The 14,463-nt window shown below is 57.4% G+C and carries 13 protein-coding genes; 8 read left to right on the top strand and 5 right to left on the bottom strand.

Features of this window, described 5'->3' with window-relative positions:
• The first annotated feature begins 87 nt into the window (after nucleotides 1-87).
• Complete coding sequence (locus G6L28_RS00705) at nucleotides 88-1,431, top strand: formimidoylglutamate deiminase (RefSeq protein ID WP_174061860.1); 1,344 nt, start codon at nucleotides 88-90, stop codon at nucleotides 1,429-1,431.
• A 139-nt stretch (nucleotides 1,432-1,570) separates the two neighbouring features.
• Nucleotides 1,571-2,500, top strand: a complete 930-nt coding sequence (locus tag G6L28_RS00710; RefSeq protein WP_174061861.1) for a DMT family transporter — start codon at nucleotides 1,571-1,573, stop codon at nucleotides 2,498-2,500.
• A 27-nt stretch (nucleotides 2,501-2,527) separates the two neighbouring features.
• On the opposite strand, the gene kduD is transcribed toward G6L28_RS00710, so the two are convergent.
• Nucleotides 2,528-3,286 carry a 2-dehydro-3-deoxy-D-gluconate 5-dehydrogenase KduD gene (gene kduD, locus G6L28_RS00715; protein ID WP_174061862.1) on the bottom strand — a complete coding sequence of 253 codons (759 nt, stop codon included), beginning with the start codon at nucleotides 3,284-3,286 and terminating at the stop codon, nucleotides 2,528-2,530.
• Between the two features lie 438 nt (nucleotides 3,287-3,724).
• On the opposite strand from kduD, the gene G6L28_RS00720 reads away from it, so the two are divergent.
• The 5 genes from G6L28_RS00720 to pncB all read left to right on the top strand — a co-directional run bounded on the left by G6L28_RS00720 (nucleotide 3,725) and on the right by pncB (nucleotide 8,306).
• Nucleotides 3,725-4,831 carry a DUF475 domain-containing protein gene (locus tag G6L28_RS00720; protein ID WP_174061863.1) on the top strand — a complete coding sequence of 369 codons (1,107 nt, stop codon included), beginning with the start codon at nucleotides 3,725-3,727 and terminating at the stop codon, nucleotides 4,829-4,831.
• Nucleotides 4,832-5,160: 329 nt separating this feature from the next.
• The gene (locus G6L28_RS00725; RefSeq protein WP_174061864.1) at nucleotides 5,161-5,505 is read left to right on the top strand and encodes a MarR family transcriptional regulator; all 345 of its coding nucleotides are present in this window, start codon (nucleotides 5,161-5,163) and stop codon (nucleotides 5,503-5,505) included.
• An 18-nt stretch (nucleotides 5,506-5,523) separates the two neighbouring features.
• Nucleotides 5,524-6,399, top strand: coding sequence for a C40 family peptidase (locus tag G6L28_RS00730; RefSeq protein WP_174061865.1), 876 nt, complete (start codon nucleotides 5,524-5,526; stop codon nucleotides 6,397-6,399).
• 94 nt (nucleotides 6,400-6,493) lie between these two features.
• Entirely contained in the window at nucleotides 6,494-6,847 is a 354-nt protein-coding gene (locus G6L28_RS00735; protein WP_234902419.1) for a hypothetical protein, read from the top strand.
• Between the two features lie 154 nt (nucleotides 6,848-7,001).
• Nucleotides 7,002-8,306, top strand: a complete 1,305-nt coding sequence (pncB, locus tag G6L28_RS00740) for a nicotinate phosphoribosyltransferase (protein WP_174061866.1) — start codon at nucleotides 7,002-7,004, stop codon at nucleotides 8,304-8,306.
• Nucleotides 8,307-8,400: 94 nt separating this feature from the next.
• On the opposite strand, the gene G6L28_RS00745 is transcribed toward pncB, so the two are convergent.
• Nucleotides 8,401-9,798, bottom strand: a complete 1,398-nt coding sequence (locus G6L28_RS00745; protein WP_174061867.1) for a leucyl aminopeptidase family protein — start codon at nucleotides 9,796-9,798, stop codon at nucleotides 8,401-8,403.
• A 205-nt stretch (nucleotides 9,799-10,003) separates the two neighbouring features.
• On the opposite strand from G6L28_RS00745, the gene G6L28_RS00750 reads away from it, so the two are divergent.
• Complete coding sequence (locus G6L28_RS00750) at nucleotides 10,004-10,762, top strand: tetratricopeptide repeat protein (protein WP_234902423.1); 759 nt, start codon at nucleotides 10,004-10,006, stop codon at nucleotides 10,760-10,762.
• A 166-nt stretch (nucleotides 10,763-10,928) separates the two neighbouring features.
• Here the strand turns inward: G6L28_RS00750 and G6L28_RS00755 are convergent, their stop codons facing one another.
• The 3 genes from G6L28_RS00755 to G6L28_RS00765 are packed head-to-tail and all read right to left on the bottom strand — an operon-like array spanning nucleotide 10,929 to nucleotide 14,434.
• Nucleotides 10,929-11,915, bottom strand: a complete 987-nt coding sequence (locus G6L28_RS00755) for a type II secretion system F family protein (protein ID WP_174061868.1) — start codon at nucleotides 11,913-11,915, stop codon at nucleotides 10,929-10,931.
• Nucleotides 11,916-11,927: 12 nt separating this feature from the next.
• Nucleotides 11,928-12,932 (bottom strand): type II secretion system F family protein, encoded by a 1,005-nt coding sequence (locus G6L28_RS00760; RefSeq protein WP_174061869.1) that lies wholly within the window; start codon nucleotides 12,930-12,932, stop codon nucleotides 11,928-11,930.
• A complete protein-coding gene (locus G6L28_RS00765) occupies nucleotides 12,929-14,434 on the bottom strand; it encodes a CpaF family protein (protein ID WP_174061870.1) in 1,506 nt (501 codons plus the stop codon). Before G6L28_RS00765 ends, G6L28_RS00760 begins: the two co-directional genes overlap by 4 nt.
• Nucleotides 14,435-14,463 lie beyond the last annotated feature (29 nt).

Here is a 14,463-nt window from a genome sequence, read left to right on the forward strand (position 1 = left end):
GCCGAAATTTCCCTTCCCTTGTGTTTAATATGTATATACATAATAGAGGGAGAGGCAAGAGCCGCAGATGAATTTTGGAGGCCCGGAATGATCGTTCACGCTGAAACTGCTTTTTTGTCAGAGGGCTGGGCAAAGAACGTCCGTATGGAAATCGCGGAGGGAAAGATCATTTCGCTGCAGGTTGGCGCTGCAGCAGCGGTAGGGGATGAGCAGTATAAGGTCATTGTTCCTGCCATGCCGAACCTTCACAGCCACGCTTTTCAGCGGGCAATGGCTGGCATGGTCGAAACGCGCGGCACGACGGAAGACAGCTTCTGGAGCTGGCGCACACTGATGTACAAATTCGCGCTCACGATGACACCGGATCAGATGGAAGCGGTTGCTGCTCAGCTTTATGTGGAAATGCTGGAAGCGGGCTTCGGTCGCGTTGGCGAGTTCCACTATATGCATCACGATAGGGACGGCGGGCATTATGCCAATATTGCCGAACTGGCAGAACGCATCGCATCGGCAGCATCGGAAACGGGTATCGCGCTGACGCTGCTGCCGGTGCTCTACGCCCACTCCGGCTTTGGCGGAATGGAGCCCGTGGAAGGCCAGCGGCGTTTCATCAATTCCACGGACAGCTTCGCGCGCCTGTTCGAAGGATGCCAGAGGGCGGCCTCCGCTCTGCCTCAGAGCATCGTCGGCGTGGCACCGCACAGCTTGCGCGCGGTGACGCCGGAGGAATTGGCGTTCGCCGCCGGTTTTGCACCCGATGCGCCTGTCCACATTCATATTGCCGAACAGGTTAAAGAGGTCGAAGACTGCATGGCTTGGTCCGGCAAACGTCCGGTGGAGTGGCTGATGGAGAATGCCGATCTGACGGATCGCTGGTGCCTGATCCACGCCACCCATATGACCGATGCCGAGACGACGGGTGTTGCAAAAAGCGGTGCTGTCGCAGGGCTATGCCCCATTACCGAAGCCAATCTTGGCGATGGGACATTCCCGGCAGCCACCTTTATGGGAGCAGGGGGGGCTGTCGGCATTGGCTCGGATAGCAATGTGCTGATCGGCGTCGGCGACGAATTACGGCAACTGGAATATTCTCAACGCTTGGCTCACCGTGCCCGCAATGTCATTTCTCCCGCGAACGGTTCTACCGGCCGCACGCTATTCGATGCAGCGCTGACGGGTGGCGGGCAGGCCTTGGGCGCTAGGGCCGGGATTTCAGAGGGTCGGGCTGCGGATTTCGTTTCCCTCAACATCCAGAACGCACCTTATCTCGAAGGCGATCATCTGCTGGATGGCTGGGTTTTTGGCAATCTGGTAAAACCGAACACGGTGTGGATCAATGGCAAGGCAATGGTGCGGGACGGCCGCCATGTGAGGCGTGAGGAAATTTCGCGTCGCTTCCAGCAAACCATGCGGCAGCTTCTGACAGTCTAAATTTCTTGGCGATTGCTAATATGGGCTTTGCGCGACCTTGACTTCGCCCGTTCGCTCGTCAAGTCATGTTTTGGATCAAGGAGTTGGAGCGAGCGTGTCGTAACGGATGCGAACCGCTCTCGTGGAGTTCAAAGACCAGATGCCAAATTTTCTTCGCCAGCTTTCGCCGACGGGTCTCGGCGTTGCGGTCATGCTCGTTGGCATGCTGCTGTTTGCGCTCAACGACGCGCTGGGAAAATGGATGGTGGCGACCTACAGCCTCGGTCAGGTCGTACTGGTCAGAAGTGCCGCTGCCATCGTCATTCTCGGACCGATCCTGTGGAAGGCCGGTCTGTCCAGGTTGGTGAATGTCGAGCGTCCCGGCTTGCAGGTGGCCCGTGTGTTTTTCTCCACGGCAGAACTGTTCTGCTTTTACTTTGCCGTCACGGCCCTGCCGCTGGCGGATGTCATGACCTACTGGCTGGCGGCACCGATATATGTGGCGGCGCTCTCGCCCTTTCTGTTGGGTGAAAAGGTTGGCTGGCGGCGCTGGACCGCAATCGGCATCGGCTTTATCGGCGTCCTGATCGCCCTCAAACCGAGTTCGGCTTCTCTCACAAGTGCTGCGCTGTTTTCCATTCTCGGCAGTGCTGCCTTCGCCTTCATGATGCTATCGGGTCGTCAGCTTCGCAATACGCCGGATACGGTTCTCGCCTTCTGGCAGATCATCGGGGCGGCGGTGGCTGGCGTATTTGCCGTTATGTTTACACCATCGGGCTGGGTGCCGCTTCATTCCGGCTTCGATTTCGGGCTTTTAAGCCTGCTCGGTATCGTTGCCATGACGGCGCATGTGCTGGTCAATCGGGCGCTGAAACTCGCCGATGCGGCAACGGTCGCGCCGCTGCAATATACTTTGCTGTTGTGGGCTGTGGTGTTCGGCTGGCTGATGTTCGGGGATGTCCCGCAGCCAAGTATCGTCATCGGTGCCGGGCTGATCGTGGTGTCGGGCCTTTACATCTTCTTCCGCGAAAACGCTCTGAAGCGAAAGCAGGCGAAGCCTGTCGATCAACCCTTCGGCGACGTGGTCTAAAACCACGTCGCTATCTGCTATTAAGATTTAGCGCGCCAGCCAGCCGCCATCCACCGGCAGTACGATGCCGTGGACATAATCCGATGCCTTGGAGGCGAGGAACACAGCGGCACCACCCAGCTCTTCCGGCTTGCCCCAGTGACCAGCGGGAATACGCGAGAGAATGGCCGAATTACGGTCAGGATCGTTACGAAGCGCCTCGGTATTGTTGGTATCGAAGTAGCCGGGCGCAATCGCGTTGACATTGATGCCCTTGGCTGCCCACTCGCATGCCAGAAGACGGGTCAAACCGGCAAGCCCGCTTTTCGATGCCGTATAGGACGGAATACGAATGCCGCCCTGGAACGACAGAAGCGAAGCGATGTTGATGATCTTGCCGGGCTTGCCCTTTTCCACAAGATGACGCGCAAAGGCCTGAGACAAAAAGAACACCGTCTTCAGGTTCACGTCCATCACCGCATCCCAGTCCGCCTCACTGAAATCCAGCGCGTCGGCGCGTTTGATGATGCCAGCATTGTTGACGAGAATATCTGCGCCGCCAGACCAGCGCACGGTCTCTTCCACGACGTCGTTAACAGGACCGATAGAGGAGAGATCGGCCTTGATGCTGTGGGACTTTCCGCCGATGGCCGCAATCGCGTCTTCCGTCTCGCTCATCGAAGAGCGACCGACCAGCGCAACGGAAGCACCTGCACCCGCGAGCGCCGTGGCAATGCCTTGTCCAAGGCCTGTGTTCGCTCCGGTCACGATTGCAGTCTTGCCGGTCAGATCGAAGGAAATGGTCATGTAGGTCTCCCAAAGAGATGGCAAAAGTTCTTTGAACTCTGTCTAAAGCAAGGTCTGCCCGCAGGCAAGAAACAAATATTATCTCTTTTTCGGAATGATATGATGAGCTGTTTTACAATCTATGGGTCGTAAAAGTGGTGCATTTTTGAGGTGGGGCGCTTCTGCGACACTAAAAAACAACTTTCACCTTGACGAAATCACGAGTTTGAGAGACTACAGTTATATTCCACGCCCCTGACATCGGGCGTCAGGAAATAACTTTGGTGCCGGGCCCCTCTGGCGAGAGTTTTACGGCGCTCTCGCGATGTCGGTACCGCCTGCTTGTTACGCCGGCGGATTTAAACCCATGAAGAATCTGACCATGCATTCCATGCGTGCGCTTTCTGCCACGCCTGCTCCCCGATTCCCCGTTCGTATTTCGAGTGGGAGGGCATTGTAATGTCTACTGCAACGAAATCCACGCTCACCTATTTCAAGTGGGCCTTCATCGTCACCGTTGTCGGCCTCATTTTAGGCGGCTGGCTTGGCTGGGAAATGACCGGCACCGTCTCTGGTACGGCCACGATCTTCTTCATTTGTGCGGTTCTGGCTGTGCTGGAAATTTCGCTGTCATTCGATAACGCCATCGTCAATGCAAACAAGCTGAAAGACATGACGCCGGAGTGGCAGCATCGCTTTTTGACCTGGGGTATTCTGATCGCTGTTTTCGGCATGCGTATCGTTTTCCCGCTGCTTATCGTCGTCGTTGCCGCCAATGTCGGCCCCTGGACGGCCATGGTCATGGCTGCGACCGAGCCGGATCGTTATGCGCAGATCATGAAAGACGCGCATCTGCCGATCGCTGCTTTCGGTGGCACATTCCTCATGATGGTCGGCCTCAGCTTCTTCTTTGATCACGAGAAAGACGTTCACTGGGTGCGTTGGTTCGAGGAAAAGATCGCGACCTATTCGTCCATTAAGGGCATCGAGATCGCTTTCGTCCTGATCATCATGCTGATCTTCACGCGCATCATCAGCAACAGTGCAAATCCGGACCTCGGTCCTGAAGCCGCAAACGTGTTCTTCACCTCGGCGATCTGGGGTCTTCTGACGTTCCTTCTGGTTGAAGTTCTCGGTGGTGTTCTGGATCGCAGCCAGCAGATGCTGGAAGGTGCCGCAAAAGGCGGCTTCGGAGCGTTCCTCTATCTCGAAGTGCTCGATGCCAGCTTTTCCTTCGACGGCGTTATCGGCGCTTTCGCGTTGACTTCGAACCTCTTCATCATCGCCATCGGTCTTGGCATCGGCGCGATGTATGTTCGTTCGATGACGATTATGCTGGTCGAGAAGGGCACGCTGGCCGAATACCGCTACCTCGAGCACGGCGCGTTCTACGCCATCCTCATTCTTTCCGTCATCATGTACATGCAGAGCCTTGTCCACATTCCGGAAGTCATCACCGGTCTCGGCGGCGCTGCTCTCATCGGTCTCTCGTTGTGGTCTTCCATCAGCTACAACAGAAAAGAGCGGGCACGGGAAGTCGGGGCAGGACAGACCGCCAAGATATAAACGGGCATTGTCCTGAAGTGATAAGGCGGAGGACAACCTCCGCCTCATTTTTGAGCGAAGCTGAAATTCTGCCCAATGACGGTGTGTCTTTTTGAACCCAATCGCAGATAACAGCTGAAAAAACACTGGCATTATAGCCGTTTTCCCAGTTGGCACCCTTCCTGCTTCTCCTTTGGCAAGTCCAGAGGGGACTTCAAGAAAGCTCAAAATGAGCAAAATGAGCCGCCGCCGCTGTCGCGCTCCATCGCTGACGGTAGCGGCGGTTTTGTTTTATTCACCAGTCTGCGTCACTATGCGAGAATGTGTGAAAGCGGCTAAGGAGCGAGGACATGCCTGTCGAACTGTCGCCCAGCCAGGCGCTCGGGCTTTGGCATCGCGTGGCATTGCATCAGGTTGAGGACAATGCGCCGGATTTGACCTTGCGGCAGATGGCGATCCTGCTGCACATTTATCTCGTTCCACCACCCCACACCGTTCGCGGACTTGCGGCAACCCTTTGCGTCACCAAACCAGTCATCACGCGGGCGCTGGACAGTATGGGAGCAATGGGTCTGGTGGATCGCGAGCGCGATGACAAAGATCGCCGCAATTTAGTGATAAAGCGCACGGTGAGCGGCGCACTTTATTTGGAAAAATTCGGCGACCTGATTATTGATGAGGCGCGCAACGCCTGAGCCTGAAGAGCAAGAGACATGAACGAAGCAACCACGATATCTGCCAATGCCGCCCTCGACCGCAGGCTGAATGTCTTTCGTCCTGATCTGGCGGATGAGCGGCTAAAGGGACAGGTCGAAGCCACGCGGTTCATCAAAGGGGCGGCGGCACAGGTTGTTGGCCCAGTCGCAGCACTTCGTCCAAGGCCAGACATGGCGGTGGGGATCGATACCGAACTTTTGCTCGGTGAAGGCGTACAGGTCTTCGACCGTGTGGATGGCTGGGCCTGGGTGCAGGCGGATGCTGATGGCTATGCCGGTTATCTGCCGGAAGCGGCAATTGGTGACGTTTCGCCCGCAACGCATATCGTTACCGCACCCCGGACCTTTCTTTATCCGACGGCCGAGTTGCGCAAGCCACCTTCCGCGGCTCTGTCGATGGGGAGCCGTATCGCCTTCGTCGGTGAGGAGGAGACCCGCGGCACTCGCTATCTGATGACGGCGAAAGGGGAGGGCGTGATTGCCAATCATTGCCTTCCGCTCGATCAGTCCATCGCGCAGGACTATGTTTCGGTCGCCCTTCGCTTTCTGGAAACGCCTTATCTTTGGGGCGGACGTTCGGGTTTTGGTATCGATTGCTCTGGCCTCGTACAGCTTTCCATGGCGATGGTTGGGAAGTCCGTTCTGCGCGATACGGACATGCAGGCAAAATCGGTAGGCGCCGAAATTACGCGTGAAGAGTTGCGTCGTGGTGATCTCGTTTTCTGGAAAGGCCATGTCGGCATCATGGAAGATGCCGAGACCCTTCTTCACGCCAACGGCCACACCATGAATGTCGCACGGGAAAACCTGGACGATGCCATCCGCCGCATCGGTTGGCTTTACGATATGCCGACAGGCTATCGACGGCCTTGATCCTTTCACGAAAACGTTTTGCGCAGGTCGCTGCACAAAGTATCGGCGCTGTCCTATAGGAATGACATCGCAGTACCGCGCAGGACGATTTGAAATGGCAAAATTCGCCAATATGATTGTGGCAGCATCTATCATAACGCTTTCGGCAGCATCCTTTGCCAGCGCCCAAACCGTATACGAAAACGGCTACATGCCCGCACCCGATGCCTACGCCAATCTTCCCGGCGTCAAGGACCCTCGCACGCTTCGCCCGAGGGAGAGGTACAATTGCCACTCCACCACCGTCACGTCCAGCTATCCCGACGGCGAATATCGGGACACATTCGGTAGTCGGGGTCTCCCGGTGCAGGGATATCGCTGCACGGGCTCTGCTGGCTCCAGCGTTACGGGGACGGGTGATCTTATCTCGAAAGACTGGTATCCTGGGATAAACCCGCGCACCTTCTGACTGCGCCGCTTATGATCTATTGAGGCGAACCGTCTTTCGGTAAAGCGGTATGGACTTGTGAAACGCTTTTCGTTTAAGTCTTTGGACGAAAAGGCTGTTGCCTTTTAAAATGCGCGGCGACGCTGGCTGAGCCAGCGCGGGGATGGCAGCAGCAATGACGAAGACAGACATAGCGACCCGTGTTCATAACCATGCATGGAAGCTGGACCCGATCATCCGCAGCCTGATCGATACGGATTTCTACAAGCTGTTGATGTTGCAGATGATCTGGAAGCTTTATCCGGAAGTCGATGCGACGTTTTCGCTGATCAACCGCACGAAGACGGTGAAACTTGCCGAGGAGATCGACGAGGTCGAGCTTCGCGAACAACTCGATCACGCCCGCAGCCTGCGTCTGACGAAGAAGGAAAGCATCTGGCTGGCCGGTAACACCTTCTATGGTCGCTCGCAAATCTTCGAGCCGGAATTTCTATCCTGGCTTTCCAGCTACCAACTGCCCGAATACGAACTGTTCAAGCGTGATGGTCAGTACGAGCTGAACTTCCATGGCCGATGGATGGATACCACGCTATGGGAAATCCCGGCCCTTGCCATCATCAATGAATTGCGCTCACGCAGCGCCATGCGCTCACTCGGTTACTTCACGTTGGATGTGCTTTACGCCCGCGCCAAGGCCAAGATGTGGGAAAAGGTGGAGCGCCTGCGCGAACTGCCGGGCTTACGCATTTCCGATTTCGGCACCCGCCGCCGCCATAGTTTCCTCTGGCAGCGCTGGTGCGTGGAAGCCCTGAAGGAAGGCATCGGCCCCGCCTTTACCGGCACAAGCAATGTATTGCTGGCTATGGATTCCGATCTCGAAGCCGTCGGCACCAACGCGCATGAGCTTCCCATGGTCGTCGCGGCGCTTGCCAATAACGATGAGGAGTTGGCCGCTGCTCCCTATCAGGTCATGAAAGACTGGAACCGGCTTTATGGCGGCAACCTGCTGATCGTCCTTCCGGATGCTTTCGGGACCGCAGCCTTCCTTCGCAATGCGCCGGAGTGGGTGGCGGACTGGACCGGTTTCCGCCCTGACAGCGCCCCGCCGATCGAGGGCGGCGAGAAGATCATCGACTGGTGGCAGAAAATGGGTCGTGACCCGAAGAAGAAACTGCTGATCTTCTCGGATGGTCTGGATGTCGATGCGATTATCGACACCTACAAGCACTTCGAAGGCCGGGCCCGCATGAGCTTCGGCTGGGGTACGAACCTCACCAACGATTTCGCCGGATGCGCGCCGCAGACGATTGCCGGTCTGAAGCCGATATCTGTTGTCTGCAAGGTCAGCGACGCTAACGGCCGCCCGGCGGTCAAGCTCTCCGACAATCCCCAGAAGGCAACGGGAGAGGCGGAAGAGGTGCAGCGTTATCTAAAGTTCTTCGGTCAGGAAGACCGGAAGGATCAGAAGGTGCTGGTTTAAAAGGTCGGCTTACTGTTTGAGAGCGGTTTGCGAGGCTTGAAATCCCTCAATCGTCATGCCCGAGCATGACGATTGAGCGTGGGTTTGTTAGGGTCTATTTCTTCGCAAAACTGCGCGAAATATAATGGAAAAGCGCCCGGATCGCCTGCGCTTCGCCACCTATCGAGGAATGTGGACGCTCGCTCAAAGACCAACCGTAAATATCGAAATGCGCCCATTTCTTCGTCTGCGTCACAAACCGCTTGAGGAAAAGCGCGGCAGTGATAGAGCCCGCCATGCCACCGGCGGGCGCGTTGGTGATGTCGGCAGCGCGCGAGCGAATGTCCTTGTCGTAACCCATGTAGAGCGGAAGGCGCCATAGGGGGTCATCCACATCCATGCTGGCGTCGGAAATGCTGTGGGCGAGGTCCTCGTCATCGGTGAAGAAAGGCGGAACGTCCGGGCCGAGTGCCACGCGAGCTGCCCCCGTCAGCGTCGCCATGTCGATCATCAGGTCCGGCGCGTCCTCATCCGCATAGGCCAGCGCATCCGCGAGGACCAGCCTGCCTTCGGCATCCGTGTTATCGATCTGCACCGTCAGGCCCTTGCGGCTCTGATAGATATCGCCGGGGCGGAATGCGTTGGATGAAATGGAGTTTTCGACCGCTGGAACGAGAACGCGCAGATCGATCGACAGTCGCGCATCCATGATCATGAGGGCAAGGCCGAGCACGTTCGCCGCGCCGCCCATGTCCTTCTTCATCAGCGCCATGGAGGAGGAGGGCTTGATATCCAGACCGCCGGTATCGAAGCATACGCCCTTGCCGACAAGGGTAAGGCTGGGGTTGCCCTTTTTGCCCCATGTCATTTCCAAGAGACGCGGCGCGCTTTCGCTGGCGCGACCAACAGCATGAATCAGCGGGAAGTTCTCTTTCAGCAGATCTTCGCCGGTGACGACGGATACGCTTGCCTTGTAGTGAGCAGCGAGGCTGCGGAAGGCGATTTCCAGTTGATCCGGCCCCATGTCGTTGGCCGGAACGTTGATGAGATCACGCGCGAGATAAACGCCGGCCAGAATGCGCTTGATTTCCGCATCCTCCGCATCACGGGGAATGAGCAGTTTTGCGCCACTGCTTTTGACCGTGCGATATTTGTCGAATCGATATGCGCCAAGGCCGAAGCCCAGCGCAAGCCGGTTGACGGTCAGCGGTGCTGTTTCGATATGCCAATCGCCTTCGGGAAGTTCACGCGCCAGCTTGCCGGTGATGAAGGGCAGTTCCGAAGGGTTGGTGCCGAGGCCCAGCAACGCACCGCCAAGGGCACCTTCTGCAGAGGGAATGAGAAGGATCGCGCCCGCATCCGCCTTGAAGCCCGCTTTTTTCGCCCAGTCGAGCGCAACCGGATCAATGGCTCCCTGTTCGATGTGCGCTGGCGTGACAGCAAAAACCGGCAGCGTCTTGCCCGCCTTGGTGCTGAAAGATGTAGGGCGTTCGATAAACTGATAGGGGGCCATGCTCTGCCTTCGTAAACGTCTGAAACAGCGAAATTAACTCTCTGTTAGGGTTAACAGATTATTGCTGGAGCGAGGGTTGCGTCGTAGGGAATGCGCCGTAACTGCAATTTCGACCGAAAAAGAGCCGGGGCGCGATACCATGATTGCCGTTTCCTCATTTCATGCCCGCAAGAATAGCATGATGCGCGGCATTTGCGCCGCCGCAATGGCTCTTGCTCTGGCAAGCTGTTCTACCAGCAAGCCGGACCGCATGTCGACAGGCTCCATTCCCGCCGTTTCGCGTTCCTATGACCAGATGAATATGGAGCAGCTGCGTCAGGCCGAGGTTTCGGTGGGTGGCGCTTACGAGCGCAATCCGAAGGACCGTAATGCCGGGCTGAACTATGCCAACGTTTTGATGATGACGGGGAAAAACAGCCAGGCACTCGCAGTTATGCAGCAGGTGGCAATCGCATATCCCGCCGACCGTGAAGTGCTTGCAGCCTATGGGAAATCCCAGGCAGCTGCTGGCCAGCTTGAGCAGGCCTTAAACACCATCAATCGAGCCCAGACGCCGGATCGGCCGGATTGGCGGCTTTATTCTGCGGAAGGTGCCGTGTTGGATCAGCTTGGCCGGGCTGGTGAAGCACGTGCGAAATATCGCCAGGCGCTCGACCTCAAGCCCAACGACCCCAGCATCCTCTCCAATCTCGGCATGTCTTATATGCTGCAAAGCGATCCACGCACCGCGGAAACCTATATGCGCTCCGCAGCATCGCAGCCGGGAGCAGACAGTCGCATCCGTCAGAACCTCGCCCTCGTCGTCGGCCTTCAGGGGCGTTTCGAGGAGGCAGAGCGCATCGCCATGCAGGAACTGACGGCACAGCAGGCGCAGGCAAATCTGACCTATCTCCGTGGCATGCTGTCCCAGCAGAATGCCTGGTCGCAGTTGGCGGATAAGAACAAGAAGACGGCGACCAACTGACCTACACTTCCAGCATTTAAGGCAGATGCAGTGCCGCTTGCGCTGTTACCCCTACCCTTGTGGGAGAGGAAGAAAAATCATGATCTTTAGCTTCAGCTAAGTCATAGATTTTTCAGATTGGGGGAGTATTTGCACAGATTTCGCTGTAGGAGCGGACGGGCTTCATTCAAAACGTATCCGCCACGCGTATCCCCGCTGGCCCAAGGATAACCGCTACCAGCACTGGTAGGAAGAACAGGATCATCGGCACCGTCAGCTTTGGGGGCAGGGCCGCCGCCTTCTTCTCGGCCTCGTTCATACGCTCGTCGCGCCCTTCCTGCGCCAGCACGCGCAGCGCCTGCGCCAATGGCGTTCCGTAACGCTCCGCCTGAATGAGTGCCTGCACCACGCTCTTGACGCCCTCCAGCTGCGTGCGCAGCCCGAGATTCTCAAGCGCGGTGCGACGGTCCTGAAGGAACGAAAGCTCGGCGGTCGTCAGCACCATTTCCTCGGCAAGCTCGGGAGACTGCTCGCCCATTTCGTCGGCAACGCGTCGCATGGCAGCTTCCATCGAGGTGCCGGATTCGACGCAGATCAGCATCAGGTCCAGCGCATCCGGCCAAGCCCGCTTGATGGATTTCTGCCGCTTGGTGATGCGGTTGGAGATATAGATATTAGGCGAATAAAAGCCGAGATAGCCAAATAGCAGCACGGCCATCACGCGCATCATGAAGCTATATTCATCCAGTTTGCCAAGGCCGAAGACCCAAAGTGCCGCGACGATGATAAAGACGAAAGGCAGGATGAAGCGTGCGGCCAGAAAAGTGTTGAGCGCATTCTGCGAACGAAAGCCCGCGGCCCGCAGCTTGTTCATCGTGTTGGCATCGGCCAGCGCTTCACGCAGGTTGAAACGCTCCACAATACGGGTGGCCGATTTGTTGTTGCTGGCGCGTAGCGTGGCTTTGCTGCCCTTCGCGACGGCATTGAGACGCTCCCGTTCCCGGCTGCGGATCTGGTCGCGCTCCGTGGAAACGGCCCGCATGCGCTTATTCAGGTCGCTTTTGTCGAAATAGGGAATCGCCAGCGTGTAAAAGGTCGCAAACGCCGCCAGAGCGACAAGAACGGCGATGATCAGCTGCGGATTGATGAGGCTCGATGCGAATTGCTCAGACATTGCACGCCCCGTCTAGATATCGAAATTGATCATGTTGCGCATGATGATGATCCCAATCGACATCCATATGCCGGACGCGCCCAGAATGAGGTGTCCACGCGGATCGGTGAAAAGTATCATGATGTAATCTGGCGAAGTGAAGTAGACGAGAAGCGCGACGACGAAAGGCAGCGCCCCGATGATGACGGCGGAAGCTTTCGCTTCCATGGAAAGCGCACTCACCTTCGCCTTCATCTTGCGCCGTTCACGCAACACTTTCGAAAGGTTGGACAGGGCCTCAGAAAGATTGCCCCCGGCCTGCGCCTGTATGGTGATGACGGTACCGAAGAAGTTGACTTCCGGCAGCGGCATGGTCAGCATCATCCGGTCCACACCCTCGGGTATCGACATGCCGACCTGCTGTGCTTCCACAACCCGCTGAAATTCGGTTCTCACCGGCTCCTGCCCGTCCGAGGCAATCAGCCGTACCGCATCGTTTAGCGGCAGGCCGGATTTGATCGAGCGGCACATCACGTCCAGCGCGTTTGGAAACTCTTCAAGGAAACGGTTCTGGCGGCGCCTGATGAGAAAACTGAGCGCCCAGCGTGGCAACCCGAGCAACGCGACGAAGCCGATGCCCAGCGAAAGCAAAAGCGGAGCGCCGTAAAGCAGCGCGATCAATGCCGCGGTAGATCCAAAGCAGGCACTGAAAACATAGAAGCGGCGCGTGGAAAGCGAAAGACCGGCCTGCACCAGACGCGCGCGAATACTGGTATCCTTGCGGTCCTTTGCTTTTTCGCTCTGCTTCTTTTCCAGCTCCTTCAGCTGATCCTGCATCGACTTGCGCCGCTTGCTCATTTCCTGGACGCGGTCGTGCGCAGCCTTGATCTTGGCGTGGTCGGTTTCCGCTGCTTTCACGCGGTTGACGCGGCTTGCGGTCTTCTTTTCGACCTCGATCTGGGGAAACAGAAAGACACAGGCGAGCGCGCCTGCGGAAATGGCGACCAGAACGACAAGCAGCAGCATCGTCATGTTCATTGCGAGGCACGCTCCATCTCATCAAGAGCGGCAGCAAGCCGCCGCTCTTCATTGAAGTAGCGCGCGCGATCCCAGAAGTGCGGCTTGGCTATGCCGGTCGACACATGGCGGCCGATCAGCCGTCCAGAAGCATCCTCACCGTCGATTTCATATCGCATCAGATCCTGCGTGATGATCACGTCGCCTTCCATGCCCAGCACTTCGGTCACCTGGGTAATGCGGCGCGATCCATCGCGCAGGCGGGCAGCCTGAATGATGACGTCGACCGATGTCGAGATGATTTCCCGCACTGTCTTGGCAGGCAGACTGAAACCGCCCATGGCGATCATCGATTCCATACGGCTCAGGCATTCGCGCGGCGTATTGGCGTGGATCGTGCCCATCGAACCATCATGACCGGTGTTCATGGCCTGCAACAGGTCAAACACTTCCGGTCCGCGCACTTCACCGACGACGATGCGTTCGGGGCGCATACGCAGGCAGTTCTTGACGAGATCTCGCATGGTGATCTCGCCTTCGCCTTCTATGTTCGGCGGGCGTGTTTCCAGACGCACCACATGCGGCTGCTGCAGCTGGAGTTCTGCCGTATCCTCGCAGGTTATGACGCGCTCCGTTTTATCGATATAGCTCGTCAGGCAGTTGAGGAGCGTCGTTTTGCCTGAACCCGTACCGCCGGAAATCACCACATTGCAGCGAACGCGCCCGATGATCTGTAAAAGCGTCGCACCTTCAGGCGAGATCGCGCCGAACCGCACCAACTGATCCAGCGTCAGCTTGTCCTTCTTGAATTTGCGGATCGTCAGCACCGGGCCATCGATGGAGAGCGGCGGCGCAATAACGTTGACACGGGAGCCATCCGGCAGGCGCGCATCGCAGATGGGGCTCGATTCATCGACACGGCGACCGACCTGACTGACGATGCGTTGGCAGATGGACAGAAGCTGCGCATTGTCGCGGAAACGGATATCCGACTCGATCGTCTTGCCACCCACTTCGATGAAGGTCTGGCCAGCGCCATTGACCATGATGTCGGCGATGTCGTCCCGCGCCAGCAGCGGCTCCAGCGGTCCGTAGCCGAGCACGTCATTGCAGATGTCCTCGAGCAGCTCTTCCTGCTCGGAAATCGACATCGCGAAATTCTTGATGGTGATGATATCGTTGACGATATCGCGGATTTCTTCGCGCGCGCTTTCCGCATCCAGCTTGGCAAGCTGGGAGAGATCAATGGTGTCGATCAGTGCGGAGAAAACCTGCGCCTTCGTCTGATAATAATCATCCGTGCGCACGCGTTTGCGCGGCTGGCCCTGGGCAGAAGAAGCATGAGATACCGGCGAAAGCGGTGGCGCGGAAGATTGCAACACCAGCGTGTCCGTTGCTGCGGGTTGCTCCATTCGTAGCGTGACGGCAGCAGGTGACGACGTATGCGACGGGGCGGGCGTCGGTGTCGCCTGTCCCGTATTTGCGCCCCTTGCGAAGCCGTCGTTGCCACGTTTTCCAAACATAAGTGTCTTCCGGTGTGTCTTCGCGTAAA

The organism is Agrobacterium larrymoorei (assembly GCF_013322225.1).
Taxonomy (GTDB): domain Bacteria; phylum Pseudomonadota; class Alphaproteobacteria; order Rhizobiales; family Rhizobiaceae; genus Agrobacterium; species Agrobacterium larrymoorei_A.